Genomic DNA, 14,727 nt, shown 5'->3' on the forward strand with positions numbered 1-14,727 from the left:
CCCCACCTCGCGCCCCGGGCCGCCGCCGGATCGTCTTTGCTTACGTAAAGTTACACTGGCGGCCGGCGCGCGCGGTGGCACCCCGGGGTGTCCGCATGCAGCCGGCAGCAGCCTGGGGCGCGGTGCGCGGCAGCCCCGCGTGGCACCGGGTTTTTCCTCGCAGGTTCTGAATTCCACCGGTGGTTCGGCAAGGTGCTCGGCGCAAAAAAAGAAACAGGCCCTGTGGGCCGAAAAAGGAATGGTTGTGGGTACGACAGAGATGGCCTGTACAGGCGGGGCGGGGCTTGGGGTGGGCGTGATTTCAAGGGGGCGGGGCCGGCTGATGGCACGGCTGCTGCTGCCGTGGTGCCTGTGCCTGGCGGCACCGTTTGTGCTGGCGGCTCCGGCGATGGTATCGGTCGTGCCCAGCGACTCCCCGGTGTCGGGCGGTGACGCCTTTCATTTGACGGTGACCTACGACGTCGCCATGGACACCGCCGTCACTCCGGTCATCTCGTTTCCCACGGTGGGTGAAGACCCCGGGGCGTTTCTGGTGCCCACCACCTCGACCTGGCTCGATGCCACGACGTTCCGGCAGAACTATGGCACCGCCAGCATGGTCGTGAACATCAGCCCGGTGGACGTGGCGGTCAGCGGCGCGAAGGACACCGTGGGCGCGGTCCAGTCCCCCGGCTTTCAGGCCGACGTGTTCGAGATTCTCTACATCCCTCCCCCGCATGTCGTCGACATGAAGGGTGTCATCGATGGCGGCATCCTGGTGCACCCGGCCGGCAGCGGCCATGTCCTCACCGACGCCGACATCGGGAAAACCGTCACATTCGTTATCCGGTATGACATTGCCAGCGACTATGGCGGGTGCCCCAATGGGGTGCCGCTCAACTATCTGTGCACGAACCTGGTGTTCACCAACACGGGTGGCACGCCGCTCACGCTCGGCAATGTCACATCCACATGGGCGAACCGCAACCGCTACATAGTGACCTGGACGATTGCCGATGGCGACGAGCAGTTCGACAGCATCAACGTGCTGATCGCCGGCGGCGTGGGGCGCAAGGACGACCCCGACAACAAGAACACCGATTTCGAACTCACGGGCGTGTTCAGCATCGACACCAGGAACCCCAGCGTCCTGGCGGTCGCGCCCAGCACCGCCGTATTGCGCAGCGACCTGACCACGCAGCGGGGCGGCAGCATTCTGCGCGCCGGGGAGCTCTTCACGCTGACGATCACTTTCAGCGAACCCATGGACACCGCCAGCACGCCGGTGTTGAGCTTCCCCAACCAGCCGGGCCTGGCTGCCGTACTGACGCCCACGGGCGGCAGCTGGACGGACAGCACGCACTACGTGCAGAGCTTCACCGTGGGCGCGGGCAATCTGGTGCTCCCGGCGGTCGACGTGCAGGTGACGGGAGCGCGCGACGCCCACGGCAATCCGCAGAACCTGGGCCTGCTGTCGGGGGTGTTTGCCGTGGCTCTGGGGGCGGCCATGGCCGTGCCCACGCTTTCGTCGTGGGGGCTGGTGCTGCTGGCAGGTCTGCTCGGGCTGGCAGCGATCCCTGCAAGGCGGCGCGGTGTTTTTCGCGGCCGCGCATAGGCCGACCCGCCTGCGGGCGTCGTCTCATGCGGATGTGCGTTCAACCGTATAGCCCAAGCGGAAGCCGCAGGCAGTGCGGTACCGCGGCAACGCGAATCAACGGCGTGAGACGGCGTGAGACGGCGCAAGGCAACGCCGCCTCAGGCGGGCAACCAGGCCAGCAGCCGCTGCAGCGCATAGCGCACCGTGGCCGTGCGGATGGCGGCGCGGTCGCCCGCAAAGTGCTGCATCTCGCTGTGGGTTTCGCCATTCACGCACCAGGCAAACCACACCGTGCCCACGGGCTTGGCGTCGCTGCCGCCCGTGGGGCCGGCCACGCCGGTCACGGCCAGGCTGACCTGCGCCTGGGAATGGGTGAGCGCCCCGTCGGCCATGGCGCGGGCCACGGACTCGCTCACGGCGCCGTCCTGTTCGATCATGGCGGCGGGCACACCCAGCATGTCGACCTTGGCGGTGTTGGAGTAGGTGACAAAACCACGCTCGAACCACTGGCTGGAGCCCGCCAGGTCGGTGCAGGCCGCCGCGATCATGCCGCCCGAGCAGCTCTCGGCGGTGGCCAGCAGGTGGCTGTGTTTCAGCAGCCGCAGGGAAATTTGCGTCAAATTGGCCTCCAGCGCTGATGTATCAAGCGCCAGCAGCTCTTCATTCGATAGCGATGCGGTTGTCATAGGAACCTCCACAGTGCAATGGCCAGCAGCGTGCAGAAGGCTGCCACAAAGTCGTCCCACAAGATACCCCAGCCGCCGCGCCAGCCAAAGCCCTTGAACAGGCTGTCGGCCCAGCCCACGGGGCCGGGCTTGGCGGCATCGAAGAAGCGGAACAGCGCGAACGCCGCGAGCTGCCCCCACCAGCCCATGGGCATGGCCAGCCACAGCACCAGCCAGAAGGCCACGACCTCGTCCCACACGATGCTGCCGGGGTCGGCCACTGCCATGTTGCGGGCGGTGGTGGTGCAGGCCCACCAGCCCACCACGGTGCTCCCTGCAATCAGCAGGCCCATGTGCTGGGGCGACAGCCATTGCTGCAGCACCAGGTAGCTCAGCCAGGCCCACAGCGTGCCCACGGTGCCCGGCGCCACGCGCGACAGCCCGGCGCCAAAACCCAGCGCGATGAAGTGGGCCGGGTGAGAAAACATGAACGCCACGGTGGGGCGCCGAGGAGCGGGTGTGTGGGCGGAAGGAGAGCTGGGGGTCATATCAACAATCAACGGTGCTTCGTGCAACCCACGGCGTATGGAGCTGGCGCGCACAAGGCCAGCGTACCTGTGAAACTGGCTTTGCCAGGCCACCGGGTGCGTCCCCTTCCCGCGCAGCGAGAGAGGGGTGAAGGCGCGAGGCGCCTCAGGGGGGGCCTCATCATTTACTGGCGCTCTTGCAGCTCCACATCCTTGGGATACCGGATCGTGTGCTCGGCGCTGAACTGCGCCGTGGCGCCCGCGCCCAGGGCCTGCTGCCAGGCCACGGTGCCGGGCGTGCGGTTCCAGGCCATGTCGGCGGGCTGGGGCTGGTAGCGCGATTCGACCTCGATCTTCTCGTTGCGCGAGACCGGCGCGGCATGCAGCACCTGCAGCGTGATGCCGGTCTTGTGGCGGTTTTCCACGCTGTAGGCGCGGCGGGTCTTGCGCTCGGTGCGCGAGCCGGTGAAGCCCGTGCTGCCGGTCAGGTCCTGCGCGGGCTCGGCCCGAACCGTGACCAGTTCATCGCGGCCGAACGACAGGCTGGTGCTGCCCGCCGGAGCGCCCGGGCTGGGCGTGCCGAAGTCGATGCGCCCGCTGCCCACGAACGCGCCGTCGCGGTACAGGCCCGCCGGGCCCGCGGGCCACACGCCGGGCGGCTGGGCGATGTCGGCCACCAGGTAGGCGGCTTCTTCCACGGCGGGGGCCGTGCGGGTGATCAGCGTGGCGGGCGCGGCGTGGCTGCCCAGCGCCAGCGTCACGCGCTGGCCGCTCGATGGCACGGTGATGCGCTGCGGCACCGCGAATTCGGTGGCGAAACCCTTGTCGGTGGCGCTCACGTCGAACGTGGGCATGGCCTCCTCGGCCACATTGCGCGCGCGGGCCGCGGGCGCGGGGGCGGGCGGGGCCATGGCCATCATGGGGGCCGCCGCGGCCACGGGCTGCGGCGGCGGTGCCACGTCCAGCGTCCAGGCGCGCGGCAGGCGGCCCTGGGTGGCGCGGCCGGGCTGGCCGGTGGAAAGGGTCAGCTGCACGTTGCCCCAGTCCTCGCCGCTGTTTTGCGCCACCAGCGCCTGGCGCTCGACCAGCACCTTGGCTTGGCCGGCGTCCAGCGTGGCGCGGTAGGTGGGCTGCCAGCCCGGGCCGCGCACCTGGTAGGACAGGCGCAGCTCGGCCTCGCGCTCGGTGGCGAGGTTGATGGTGACCGACACCACGCGCGCGCGCTGGCTGGCCACGCGCTCGCGCTCGGCCACCAGGGGCTTGAGCGCCAGTTCCAGCGATTCCTGCTTGCGCTGGAGCTGGTGCGCGCGCGCAAAGCTGTCCTGCCCGGACTTGCGCAGCACCTCGGCCGTCGCGGTGATCTGCGCGGGTGCGGGGGCGAGGCCGCCGGTGCGGCCCGCCGCCGCCGCATCGCCGGGGGCGGGCCCCGCGTGGGCCACGCCGCGCAGGTAGCTGTCCACCAGCTGCAGCGCCGAGGCCTCGGCCTTCACGCCGGCGATCTGGTCCTCCAGCTCGCGGATGCGGCCGTCCAGGGGGCTGGCGCAGGCGGCCACCACATCGCGGTCTTCGGTGAGCACATTGAACTCGCCCACCCGCACGCCGGGGTCGGCGTTGATCTGCAGGCTTTGCGCATCCAGCGACGCGGGCAGGCAGGCCAGCGTGAGGCTGCGCGCGCCGGCGGGCACCTTGGCCACCCGCTCCACGGTGGCGCTGCCCGGATAGACGGTGACGCGCGTGATGCGCGAGGTGTCCTGGGCCAGGGCCGCCGGGGCCACGTTGCACAGCACGGCCAGGCCGGCCAGGCACGCGTGCCGCAGCGGGCGTGGAGCGCGCAAGCGCAGGGCGATGGGGAAGTGGATCACGGGGTTCCTCGGGCGCGGTGGACAAACGGAAATGGGATGCTAGCAGCCGTGTGGCGTTGCCGGATGCTCACAGCATCCCCGGGACCTCGTGCGCCAGGAAGTCATACACGGCGCGGATTCTGCTGCTGGTGCGGATCTCGCGGTGGACCGTGAGCCAGATGGGCAGCTCGGGCAGGGGCAGCAGGGGCAGCACGGCCACCACCTCGGGATCGGTGCGGGCCAGGTAGCGGCCGACGAAGCCGATGCCCAGTCCCGCGCGCACGGCCGCCCAGTAGGCCATGAGATCGTCGGTGCGGAAGGCGAAATGCTGGCGTTCCACCGGGTAGCCCATGGCCGCGAACCCCTGCGGAATGTCCTCGTGCCGGTCGTTGCCGATCAGCTCGTGCTGCAGCAGGTCGGCCGGCTGGCGCGGCACGCCCTTGCGGCGCAGGTAGTCGCGGTGGGCGTAGGCGCCCAGGGTCACCGCCCCGATGCGCCTGGCCACCAGGCTGGCCTGGCTGGGGCGCACCATGCGCAGCGCGATGTCGGCCTCGCGGCGCAGCAGGTTGGTGACCTCGTTGCTGGCCACCAGCTCCACCTGCACCTCGGGCAGCGCCTGCCGCATGCGCGCGAGCACGGGGGGCAGCAGCGCGCAGGCCACGGGCTGGCTGGCGGTGATGCGCACGGTGCCGCTCACCCCGGCCTGCGCGCCCGACACGCTGCGCGCGAGCTGGTGCGCGCCGGCCTCCATCGCGCGCGCCGATTCGGCCAGTTGGAGCGCCGTGGCCGTGGGCAGCAGCCCGCGCCCGGTGCGCTCGAACAGCACCACGCCCAGCTGTGCCTCCAGCTCGGCGATGTGGCGGCCGATGGTGGGCTGGCTCGCGTTCAGCACGCGCGCCGCGCCCAGCAGGCTGCCCTGGTCGAGCGCGGCCAGGAAGGACTGCACGAGGCTCCAGTCGAAGGTCTGATTCATGGGGCGGCGGCGTGCTCCGGTTTCTGCGGGCCTTGCTATTCAAAAATGAATTGCTGATATGAAAAGTTAGGCAATTGTGTAGTTCGCCGCGCATTTCCACAATCACCCCATTCCTTCTTTTCACAAAGGCCCCCAATGACCACCAGCGCCACGCCCAGCACCGCCGCCCCGGCGGCTTCCACCGTGCTGATCCTTGGAGGCCGGGGCCGCCTGGGGCAGGCCGCCGCCCGCGCTTTCGCCCAGGCGGGCTGGCAGGTGCTGGCGCAGGTGCGGCCGGGCGCCCAGGGAGCGGCGCTGCCGGCCATCCCCGGCGTGTGGTGGCTGCCCGCGGCGGTGCAGGACACCCCCGCGCTGGCGGCGCAGGCCCGGGGCGCCCAGGTGGTGGTGCATGCGCTCAACCCGGCCTACACGCACAAGGCCTGGCGCGACGAGGCGCCCGCCCTCATGGAGGCGGCGGTCGCCGTCACGCGCACGCTGGGCGCCACGCTCATGCTGCCCGGGAACGTCTACAACTTCGGCGAGGCCATGCCCGCCGTGCTGCGCGAGGACACGCCACAGGCCGCCACCGGCTTCAAGGGCCGCCTGCGCGTGCAGCTTGAGCAGCGCCTGGCCGCCGCCACGCGGGACGGCGGACTGCGGGCGGTGGTGGTGCGCGCGGGCGACTTCTTTGGCAGCGGCACGGGCAGCTGGCTCGACCAGGCCATCGCCAGGGAGCTGCCCCGGGGCCGCATCACGTGGCCCGGCCCGCTGGACGTGGCCACGCCCTGGGCCTACCTGCCCGACCTGGCGCGTGCCTTCGTGCGCGTGGCCCAGGAGCGGCATCGCCTGGCCGCCTTTGAATGCCTGCAATTCGCGGGGCACCACGCCAGCGCCCGGCAATGGCTGCACAGCTTCACGGCCATTGCCGCGGAACAGGGCTGGCTGCCCGATGCCGGCGCGCTGCGGGTAGGGCGGCTGCCCTGGCCGCTGCTGCGCATCGCGGGCGCCGTGGCGCCCACGTTCGCCGCGCTGGCGGCCATGCGCTACCTGTGGAGCACGCCGCACCGGCTGGACAACACGCGCCTGCGCGCGCTCATCGGCGATGAACCCCACACGCCCTTCGACCAGGCGGTGCGCCAGGCGCTCGCCGACCTGGGGCTGCTGGCCCCGCAGGCGCGCCGTGCCGCGCTGGCCTGACCCGTGTCTGTCTTTCTCACCCCTCCAAGGAGCGTCTCCATGCATCGCCGCAACTTCATTCGATTGGCCGGTGGTGGCACCATCGCCGCCGCCACGGGCACGCTGGCCGCGTGTGGCGTGGCCGGCCCGCACTACCCCGCCGAGGCGGTCGAGGCCTGGCAGGGCCCCGTGGGCGAGACCGAGGTGCGCCGCCGCGCCGTGGCCTACGCCATCACCGCGCCGAACCCGCACAACCTGCAGCCCTGGGTGGTGGACCTGCGCGAGGACGGCGTGATCACCCTGCGCACCGACCGCGAGCGCGTGCTGCCGCACACCGACCCGCTGGGCCGACAGATCCTGATCGGCCACGGGGCGTTCCTGGAGCTGCTGGTGCTGGCATTGGCGCAGCAAGGCGCGGGCAGCGAGGTGCAGCTGTGGCCGCAGGGCCCGCTGCCCGAGGCGCTGACCGCCTGGGACGACCGGCCCGTGGCGCGTGTCACCCTCCAGCCCGCGGGCCAGCCCGATCCGCTGTTTGCGCAGGTGCTGCAGCGCCGCACGTCCAAGAGCGACTTCGACACGGCCCGCCCCGTGGCGCCCGAGGTGCTGGCCGCGCTGCTGGCCAGCCAGCGCCCCGGGGCGCCGCTGCAGGCCGGGGGAACGGTGGACGATGCCCGCCTGGGGCCGCTGCGCGCGCTGTGTTGGGAATCCGCCCAGGTCGAGCTGCTCACCCCGCGCACGATGATGGAGAGCATCCACCTCACGCGCGTGGGCCCCTCCGAAATCCTGCGCCACCGCGACGGCATCTCCCTGAACTCGCCCTTCGTGCGGGCGGTGGCGGCGCTGGGCATGTTCGACCGCACGGCGCCGCCCGCCGAAGGCAGCGCGGCCTACAAGAGCGCGATGGGCCGCTTCGAAGGCCACAGCCGCACGGCCATGGGTTTTGTGTGGATCGCGGGCGGCAACACGCGCGCCGACCAGGTCCAGGCGGGCCGGGCCTACGCGCGCCTGCAGCTGCGGGCCACGGCGCTGGGCGTGGGCATGCACCCCATGAGCCAGGCGCTGCAGGAGTTCGCCGAGATGGCGCCGCACTACGAGCGCGTGCACCAGCTGGTGCTGGGGCGGCCCGCGCCGCGCAGCGCGGACGATGCCACGGTGCAGATGTTCTGCCGCATCGGCTACCCGCAGGGCGAGGTGCCCGCCACGCCGCGCCGGCCGCTGGCGCAGTTCGTGCGCGCCTGAGCGGGGCGGCCGCCGCGCAAGGAAGGCCTGTTTGCCGGCCGGCTGGTTGGCTGGAGGGCCGGGGCGGCTTCCCGTTCCCGCCGGGCGGCGGCGTCGAACCGGGGCTTCGCGCGCGGCGCGTCAAGCGGGAAAGGGCGGCCCGTGGGGCTGCAGGCACATGGGCGTTTCGTCGAAGGCCAGCCAGCCCAGCGTGTCGCACAGCGCCTGCACCCACGCGGTGTAGTCGGTGCGCAGCGAGCAATGCATGGCCAGCGGGCCTTCGGAGACGTTCTCGGGAAGGTGGAACTCCACCCCGTGGCCCAGCACCGTGGCATGGCCCCAGGTGGGCAGGGCCCATTCCAGCCCCGGCAGCACCTGGGCGAGCGATGCCTTGATGTGCTCGATGTCGCGCAGCACCAGCACGGTGTCGGGCGAGAGGTCCTCCGTGCGCAGCGGCAGCCGGGCGGGTTGAAAGAACAGGTAGGTGTAGGCCATGGGGCGTGATGTTGCACGCTGCGGGCCTGGCGTTGCAAAAGCCCGCAGGGCGCTGCGTGAACTATTGCGCAGCGCGGCCGCTTTGGCGCCTGGCCTCAAGGCCCCGGGGTGCCGGCGGGCGCGGAAAGGTACTCCCGCACCAGGGCCCGCGCGCGGTGCAGGCGGCTCTTGGCCGCTTCGCGCGTCACGCCCAGGCGCTGGGCCATCTCCTCGATGGTCAGCTCCTCGAAGTCGCGCAGGAGCAGCGCGTCGCGGTAGAGGGGGGGCAGCGAGTCGATGGCCAGGGCCAGGTCGTGGCGCAGTTCGTGGTCGGGCCGGTGCGACCATGCCAGCGTGTCCTCCACCTGCGCCAGGGGCTCGGCCTTGAGCCACGCGAGCATGGGCCGCATGCACAGCCGCTGCACGATGCGCACCACCCAGCCGCCAAACGCCGCCACCTCGCGCAGCGCGCCCACCCGGCGGTAGACGATGATGAGCGCCTCCTGCACCACGTCGTCGGTGGCCGTGGTGGCCGCGCAGTGGCGCAGTGCATAGCGGCGGATGTCGGGGCGGGTCAGGCGCAGCAGCTGCTCCATCGCCACGGCGTCGCCGCTGCGCGCTGCGGGCAGCAGCTGGGCGAGCGTGGGTAGTGGTTGGGTGGGGCTCATCCTCTCAGTTCTCCACGGTGCATTGCGCCACCCGCAGCCCATGAGACCGGCGCGCTGGCTGCGCCTCCCAGCCCGCGCGCAGCGTGAGAGCGGGGGGTGAAGGCGCGAAGCGACTCGAGGGGGGAATGTCTCATGTCATTCCACGGGCCTGCGGCCCACCATGGCGCAGGCGGGGCAGTAGCCCAACGCGCCGCTCAGGATGCTGCCGACGCCCGCGGCGGCCAGCGCCAGGCCCAAGGGGGATGCGGCCAGCCACCACAGCCCCGCAGCGATGAGGGCGACGCCCCCCACAACGCGCAGCAGGCTTTCAGGGCGGGTGATGTTCTTGCGGTACAGCATGGGAATTGGTTCCTTGGTCGGTTGAAGGAGATGCCAGCACAGGGCGCCTCCCCCACCAAGAGCCGCTGGTTTCGCCAAAGGATTCATGGTCCGCGAAAAAAAGTGGCCGCCGGCCGCCGGGGCCAGTCACCGGAAATGGTCGAACGAGGCGTAGCGGTTGTCCATGGGCTGGCCCTGCGCGTCCAGCAGCTGCAGTCCGGGCTCGGCCCGCACGGTGCCGATGCGGGTGACGGGCGTGCCGCTGGCCTGCGACGCGGCGGCCACGGCGTCACGCCGTGCGGGCGGGGCGGTGAAGGCCAGCTCATAGTCGTCGCCGCCTGCCAGCGTGCATTGGTGGATCAATTCCAAGCCAATTTGGCCGTTGGCGCTTGATGAATAAGCGCTGGATGCTATCATTTTTGAAGTAGTGTGCGTGTCGATGCGGGCCCCGACGCCCGAGGCCTTGAGGATGTGCGACAGGTCGCCCAGCAGCCCGTCGCTCACATCCATGGCGCTGCTGGCCACCCCGCGCAGGGCCAGGCCCAGGGCCACGCGCGGGGTGGGGCGCTCCAGCCGCTGGCGCGCGCGGGCCAGCACGCCGGCGGGCAGGGGGGCGTGGCCCAGCAGGGCTTCCAGCGCCAGGCGGGCGTCGCCCAGCGTGCCGCTGACATAGATGTCGTCGCCGGCCCGTGCGCCGCTGCGCAGCAGGGCCTGGCCCGGGGGGACCTCGCCAAACACCGTGATGCAGATATTGAGCGGGCCCTGCGTGGTGTCGCCGCCCACCAGCGCACAGCCGTGGGCGTCGGCCAGCGCCAGCAGCCCGCGCGAGAAGCCCGCGAGCCAGGCCTCGTCCACCCGGGGCAACGACAGGGCGAGGGTGAACGCCAGCGGGCGCGCGCCACAGGCCGCCAGGTCCGACAGGTTCACGGCCAGCGCCTTGTGGCCCAGGGCCTCGGGGTCCACGTCCGCAAAGAAGTGGCGGCCCTCCACCAGCATGTCGCTGGAGATGGCCAGCTGCATGCCGGGCGCAGGCGCCAGCAGCGCGCAGTCGTCTCCCACGCCCAGGGCCACGGCGCCGCCGGGGCGCGCGGGGCGGGTGAAGTAGCGGGCGATCAGGTCGAACTCACCCATGGCAGGGCCTTGTGGTCATGGGGTGTGTGCGGTGTGGATGGTGGGCCGGGGAGGGCCAAAAATCAGAAAACATGTGCGGCAGCAAAAAAGAGCGTGGCATGGTGGTGCGCTAGCGCGGGTCAAACCACCGCGCCCAGTGGTCGATGCAGGCCTGGATCTTGGGCAGCCGGTGCCTGCGGGTGAGGGTGATGGCATGGATCGGGCTGGGCTGCAGGTCCACGCAGTCGGCGAGCACGGGCGCCAGCAGGCCCTGGCGCACGAGGGGCTCGGCCACCACCGTGGCCAGGCGCGCAATGCCCAGGCCCTGCAGCGCCATGCGCGCCGTGATGGCGGTGCTGCCCGAGCGCCAGTGGCCCTCGGCCACCAGCACGCGGGGTTCTCCATCGACGAGGAAGGGCCAATGGTTCAGGAAAGCCACCGCGCTGTTGGCGATGAGGCGGTGCGCGTGCAGGTCGTCGGGGTGTTCTGGCGCGCCATGGGCCTGCAGGTAGCCGGGCGTGGCGTACAGGGCGCGCGCCAAGGTGCCCAGCGGGCGCGCCACCACGGTGTCGGTCAGCGGGGGGCCGGTGCGGATGGCGATGTCGATGCCATCGCGCGCCATGTCGGCCATGCGGTCATCCACCAGCAGCTCCACGCGCAGTTGCGGGTGCTGCCGCTGCAGGCTGTCAAAGCTCGGAATCAACAGGTGCTCGGCCACGACCGAGCTGGACGCCACGCGCACCCAGCCACGGGGCTGGCCGCTCTGGTGGGCGAATTCGCCTTCCAGCTCGTCGAGCGTGCCCGTGATGCGGCGGCAGTAGTCCAGGAAGGTCAGTCCCTCGGGTGTGGGCGCGAGGCCATGCGTGGAGCGGTGCAGCAGCCGCGCGCCGCAGGCTTGCTCGATGCGCGACAGGGTGCGCGAGACCTGGCTCACCGGCGCGCCGCGCTCGCGCGCCACCGCCGAGAGCGAGCCCAGGTCGGCCACGCGCACGAACAGGTGCATGTCTTCAAAGCGGATCTCGCGCATGGGGCGATGGTAACGGCGGGGCCTTGCAATCCGCGCAAAACGGTCTTGCGCCGTGGGCCGTTTCCGCCGCGCCCGGGGCTGCCTACAGTGGCTTCAAGCCCTGCAAAACAGCCCTCGAAAGGAACCGCCATGCACCAGCCCATGCACCCCGCTGAGTACCAGAGGCTGCGCGATTGCGCCCGGCGCGACGCGCTGCGGCTGCGCCAGCAGGCCCTTCGTGACGCCCACGCCTGGCTGGCGCGCACTCTGGTGCGCGCGGGCCTTTGGGTTTTGCGCAGCGCCGGGCTGAACACGCCGTCCCCTGCTGCTCCCACCCCGCAAGAAAGGAAGACAACACCATGCCAACCCTCGTTCTGAAACTGGCCCCGCTGCAAAACCCCGAACGCTACCGGCAACTGGCCGGCGCGCTGACGGACCTCACGGTGGACCTGCTGGGCAAGCGCCGCGAGGTGACGGCGGTGGTCATCGACGACCTGCCCGCCGCGCGCTGGCACATCGGCGGTGCGCCGGCCGAACAGCCCACGGCGTTGCTGGAGATCAGCATCACGCAGGGCACGAACACGCAGGAAGAGAAGGCCGCCTTCATCCAGGCGGCGTTCGCGGAGCTGCAGCGCCAGCTGGCCGGGGACGGCGTGCTGGCCCCCGCCAGCTACGTGGTGGTGCGGGAGCTGCCCGCCAGCGACTGGGGCCAAGGTGGGCGCACGCAGCACTCGCGCCAGCTGGCGGTGCTGCCGGCGTGACGGCGGGGCCGCGCAGGATCAGGCCGTGGCGCCGCGAAAGCGCTGCGCCGCCTGGCGGCTGACCTCGGCCAGCAGTTGCTCCTCGCGCTGGCGCTCGCGCAGCCAGCGCGCATCGTTCTGGCCCGCTTCGACCTCGGTGCGCAGCATGTGCATGGCGCTCGATGCGCCTTGCACGGCGGCGTGGCCGGCGATCTTGTCCATGGTCTTGAGGATGTGCTCGCGCAGCGGCATGTGGTCGCCCGTGGCCGGGTCCACGTACACCGCGTCCATGCCGAAGCGGCAGGCCTGGAAGCGGTTGTAGGTGTAGACCAGGTAGTCGTCCTCGTTGGGCATGAAGGGCTGCTCGGCCAGAAACCAGGCGCCCAGCGACTGCACGTAGCCCGCCAGCGCGGCGGCGCGCTCGATGGTGAGCGGGGTGTCGAACACGCGGATCTCGATGGTGCCGAACTCGGGCTTGGGGCGGATGTCCCAGTAGAAGTCCTTCATGCTCTTGACCACGCCGGTGCGCGTCATCTTGTCGAAGTAGGCGGTGAAGTCCTCCCACGTGAGCGCCAGCGGGGCGCGGCCCGAGAGCGGAAACGCGAACACCGAGTTCAGGCGCGCCGAGTCGAACGCCGTGTCCTGTCCCTGCACGTAGGGGCTCGATGCCGACAGCGCGATGAAGTGCGGGATGTAGCGCGACATGCGGTGCAGCATGAGCAGCGCGGCGTTGGCATCGGGGCAGCCGATGTGCACGTGCTGGCCGAAGATGGTGAACTGCTTGGACAGGTAGCCGTACAGCTCCGACAGCTCGCGAAAGCGCGGCTTGTCGTAGATGCGCCGCTCGTGCCATTGCTGGAACGGGTGCGTGCCGCCGCCCACCACGGCGATGTTGAGCTTGTCGGCGCTCTTGACCAGCGCGTCGCGGATGGGCGTGAGCTGGCCCAGCACCTCGCTGCTGGAATGGCAGATGCCCGTGGAGATCTCGATCATGCTGTTCGTCATCTCGGGCACCACGCTGCCGGGCAGCGGGGTTTTCTTCATGAGGCGCAGCATGTCCTCGGCATAGGGGGCCAGGTCGTAGTCGTTGGTGTTGACGAGCTGCAGCTCCAGCTCGACGCCCAGCGTCAGCGGTTCGGAATGGTTGAAGGCTTCAAGACTCACGATGGGGTGTCTCCGTTGTGGCCACGGGTCGTCAGTGGCGCCCAGGGTTTAGAGCTCTCGCCCGCGCGGTAGATGGCCACGGTGGCGATCACGGCGCCCAGCACTTCCATGAGCAGGATGGCGGGCAGCGCCACGCCGGCGATCACGTGGCCCGTGGAGGGCGAGGCGAGCACGAACTGCGAGGCAATCAGCAGCGCGATGGACGACATCGGCGTCATGGCGCAGCCCACCCACAGGGCCTGCTTCCAGCTGGCGCCGCTGCCCACGTTGCCCAGGGCGACACCCGTGGCCTTGGCCAGCAGGCGCACGGCGATCAGTGCCAGCACGACGCCCGCCACCGGCGCGCTCCAGTCCGCCTGGGCGGCCACGGTGGACACCAGCACGAACATCAGCATGGTCAGCAGCGAGGACGCATTGCCCAGCTGGCGCGGCCACGCCCAGGGGCGCGGGTTGAGCTGCTTGAGCAGCATGCCACCCAGCAGCGCCGCCAGCGGCGCCGAACCGCCCATGTGCGCCGCCACGGCGGTGCCCGCCGCCACCAGTGCGAGGAACAGCATCGAGGTGTTCTCGCTCGTGGGGCTCATGAAGCGCAGCGCCATGCGCAAGACCAGCGCCAGCACGGCCGCCACCACGATGGAAACGCCCAGCACCACGATCACCGGGTACACGGTTTCCACCACGGTGAGGCTCTGGCGGTTGATCAGCTCGGCCTTCGCGCTGCCCAGCGTCAGCGCATACAGGGTGGACAGGGTGGTGAGAACGATGGCGCGCTCCGTCACCGGGCCGGCCGCGCGGGTGTCCGCCACCACGCGCGTGAGCACGGCGGGCGATGCCGCCAGGGCCACCAGCGCCAGCGGGCCGGCCACCTGCGGGGGCAGGTTCAGCCACACCAGCACCCAGTACACGGCAAAGTAGGTCAGCACGGATTCAGCAATGCTCTGCACCAGCACCATGGGGTTGTGGCGGAACCAGCGCAGCGGGATGCGGCCACCGCATTCAAAGAGCACCAGGGCGATCCCCAGCTCCAGCAGGAACAGGCCGATACCCTGCAGCGGCCACACGGCGCCGCTGAAGCCTGCGAGCCCGGCGGCGGTGCCCACCAGCGAGTAGCCCAGCACCTTGGGCAGGCCGGTGTGGCGCTGCGTGAGATAGCCCACCATGGCCGCCACCGCGAGCAGCAGCGACCATTGCACCGTGGGCAACCCGGCCGAGGGGCGCAGCCATTGCGCCCAGAAGCTCAGGATTTCATTCATGTTTCGGGACCTCTGCGTCAGACGGGCTGGCCCGTCGGT

15 protein-coding genes are annotated in these 14,727 nt (G+C 70.9%); 4 read left to right on the forward strand and 11 right to left on the reverse strand.

Translation table 11 applies throughout. The features are described from left to right. Positions 1-322 precede the first annotated feature (322 nt). Entirely contained in the window at positions 323-1,594 is a 1,272-nt protein-coding gene (locus AC07OC_RS22825) for an IPTL-CTERM sorting domain-containing protein (protein ID WP_255591576.1), read from the forward strand. A gap of 140 nt (positions 1,595-1,734) precedes the next feature. Here the strand turns inward: AC07OC_RS22825 and AC07OC_RS22830 are convergent, their stop codons facing one another. The 4 genes from AC07OC_RS22830 to AC07OC_RS22845 form a co-directional block, all read right to left on the reverse strand. After that, on the reverse strand, positions 1,735-2,262 hold the full coding sequence (locus AC07OC_RS22830) for a CinA family protein (protein WP_218341205.1): 528 nt from the start codon (positions 2,260-2,262) through the stop codon (positions 1,735-1,737). Then, positions 2,259-2,789, reverse strand: coding sequence for a phosphatidylglycerophosphatase A family protein (locus AC07OC_RS22835; protein ID WP_218341206.1), 531 nt, complete (start codon positions 2,787-2,789; stop codon positions 2,259-2,261). The genes AC07OC_RS22830 and AC07OC_RS22835 overlap by 4 nt, the downstream gene beginning before the upstream one ends. Positions 2,790-2,953: 164 nt before the next feature. Next, entirely contained in the window at positions 2,954-4,630 is a 1,677-nt protein-coding gene (locus AC07OC_RS22840; protein WP_369643602.1) for a DUF4139 domain-containing protein, read from the reverse strand. Positions 4,631-4,697: 67 nt separating this feature from the next. Continuing rightward, on the reverse strand, positions 4,698-5,582 hold the full coding sequence (locus AC07OC_RS22845) for a LysR family transcriptional regulator (RefSeq protein ID WP_218296769.1): 885 nt from the start codon (positions 5,580-5,582) through the stop codon (positions 4,698-4,700). A 135-nt stretch (positions 5,583-5,717) separates the two neighbouring features. On the opposite strand from AC07OC_RS22845, the gene AC07OC_RS22850 reads away from it, so the two are divergent. Together AC07OC_RS22850 and AC07OC_RS22855 are read left to right on the forward strand one after the other, a co-directional pair. Beyond that, positions 5,718-6,758: an NAD-dependent epimerase/dehydratase family protein gene (locus tag AC07OC_RS22850; RefSeq protein WP_218341207.1), complete on the forward strand. Its 1,041-nt coding sequence runs from the start codon at positions 5,718-5,720 to the stop codon at positions 6,756-6,758. 39 nt (positions 6,759-6,797) lie between these two features. After that, positions 6,798-7,976 (forward strand): Acg family FMN-binding oxidoreductase, encoded by a 1,179-nt coding sequence (locus tag AC07OC_RS22855; RefSeq protein WP_218341208.1) that lies wholly within the window; start codon positions 6,798-6,800, stop codon positions 7,974-7,976. Between the two features lie 120 nt (positions 7,977-8,096). On the opposite strand, the gene AC07OC_RS22860 is transcribed toward AC07OC_RS22855, so the two are convergent. The 5 genes from AC07OC_RS22860 to AC07OC_RS22880 all read right to left on the reverse strand — a co-directional run bounded on the left by AC07OC_RS22860 (position 8,097) and on the right by AC07OC_RS22880 (position 11,552). Continuing rightward, positions 8,097-8,450 (reverse strand): hypothetical protein, encoded by a 354-nt coding sequence (locus AC07OC_RS22860; RefSeq protein WP_218296772.1) that lies wholly within the window; start codon positions 8,448-8,450, stop codon positions 8,097-8,099. 95 nt (positions 8,451-8,545) lie between these two features. Continuing rightward, complete coding sequence (locus AC07OC_RS22865; RefSeq protein WP_218341209.1) at positions 8,546-9,097, reverse strand: RNA polymerase sigma factor; 552 nt, start codon at positions 9,095-9,097, stop codon at positions 8,546-8,548. Positions 9,098-9,232: 135 nt separating this feature from the next. Then, positions 9,233-9,436 (reverse strand): YgaP family membrane protein, encoded by a 204-nt coding sequence (locus AC07OC_RS22870; protein ID WP_218296774.1) that lies wholly within the window; start codon positions 9,434-9,436, stop codon positions 9,233-9,235. A 126-nt stretch (positions 9,437-9,562) separates the two neighbouring features. Further along, positions 9,563-10,546, reverse strand: a complete 984-nt coding sequence (thiL, locus tag AC07OC_RS22875) for a thiamine-phosphate kinase (protein ID WP_218341210.1) — start codon at positions 10,544-10,546, stop codon at positions 9,563-9,565. 109 nt (positions 10,547-10,655) lie between these two features. After that, complete coding sequence (locus AC07OC_RS22880; protein ID WP_218296776.1) at positions 10,656-11,552, reverse strand: LysR family transcriptional regulator; 897 nt, start codon at positions 11,550-11,552, stop codon at positions 10,656-10,658. A gap of 338 nt (positions 11,553-11,890) precedes the next feature. Between AC07OC_RS22880 and AC07OC_RS22885 the strand changes: the two genes are divergently transcribed. After that, positions 11,891-12,292 carry a tautomerase family protein gene (locus AC07OC_RS22885; protein ID WP_218341211.1) on the forward strand — a complete coding sequence of 134 codons (402 nt, stop codon included), beginning with the start codon at positions 11,891-11,893 and terminating at the stop codon, positions 12,290-12,292. An 18-nt stretch (positions 12,293-12,310) separates the two neighbouring features. Here AC07OC_RS22885 and AC07OC_RS22890 read toward each other — a convergent pair whose 3' ends face one another. After that, on the reverse strand, positions 12,311-13,435 hold the full coding sequence (locus AC07OC_RS22890) for a YbdK family carboxylate-amine ligase (RefSeq protein WP_218341212.1): 1,125 nt from the start codon (positions 13,433-13,435) through the stop codon (positions 12,311-12,313). Continuing rightward, a complete protein-coding gene (locus tag AC07OC_RS22895; protein WP_218296779.1) occupies positions 13,432-14,688 on the reverse strand; it encodes a cation:proton antiporter in 1,257 nt (418 codons plus the stop codon). Before AC07OC_RS22895 ends, AC07OC_RS22890 begins: the two co-directional genes overlap by 4 nt. Positions 14,689-14,727: the final 39 nt, after the last annotated feature.

The sequence above is a fragment of the Acidovorax sp. GW821-FHT10E04 genome (genome assembly GCF_059415185.1).

Excerpts from the sequence above, each read along its gene's own strand:
- AC07OC_RS22885 (WP_218341211.1), top strand. The coding sequence starts at position 11,891 with ATGCCAACCCTCGTTCTGAAACTGGCCCCGCTGCAAAACCCCGAACGC.
- AC07OC_RS22870 (WP_218296774.1), bottom strand. The coding sequence starts at position 9,436 with ATGCTGTACCGCAAGAACATCACCCGCCCTGAAAGCCTGCTGCGCGTT.
- AC07OC_RS22845 (WP_218296769.1), bottom strand. The coding sequence starts at position 5,582 with ATGAATCAGACCTTCGACTGGAGCCTCGTGCAGTCCTTCCTGGCCGCG.
- AC07OC_RS22835 (WP_218341206.1), bottom strand. The coding sequence starts at position 2,789 with ATGACCCCCAGCTCTCCTTCCGCCCACACACCCGCTCCTCGGCGCCCC.
- AC07OC_RS22855 (WP_218341208.1), top strand. The coding sequence starts at position 6,798 with ATGCATCGCCGCAACTTCATTCGATTGGCCGGTGGTGGCACCATCGCC.
- AC07OC_RS22830 (WP_218341205.1), bottom strand. The coding sequence starts at position 2,262 with ATGACAACCGCATCGCTATCGAATGAAGAGCTGCTGGCGCTTGATACA.
- AC07OC_RS22865 (WP_218341209.1), bottom strand. The coding sequence starts at position 9,097 with ATGAGCCCCACCCAACCACTACCCACGCTCGCCCAGCTGCTGCCCGCA.
- AC07OC_RS22895 (WP_218296779.1), bottom strand. The coding sequence starts at position 14,688 with ATGAATGAAATCCTGAGCTTCTGGGCGCAATGGCTGCGCCCCTCGGCC.
- thiL (WP_218341210.1), bottom strand. The coding sequence starts at position 10,546 with ATGGGTGAGTTCGACCTGATCGCCCGCTACTTCACCCGCCCCGCGCGC.
- AC07OC_RS22850 (WP_218341207.1), top strand. The coding sequence starts at position 5,718 with ATGACCACCAGCGCCACGCCCAGCACCGCCGCCCCGGCGGCTTCCACC.
- AC07OC_RS22860 (WP_218296772.1), bottom strand. The coding sequence starts at position 8,450 with ATGGCCTACACCTACCTGTTCTTTCAACCCGCCCGGCTGCCGCTGCGC.
- AC07OC_RS22825 (WP_255591576.1), top strand. The coding sequence starts at position 323 with ATGGCACGGCTGCTGCTGCCGTGGTGCCTGTGCCTGGCGGCACCGTTT.
- AC07OC_RS22880 (WP_218296776.1), bottom strand. The coding sequence starts at position 11,552 with ATGCGCGAGATCCGCTTTGAAGACATGCACCTGTTCGTGCGCGTGGCC.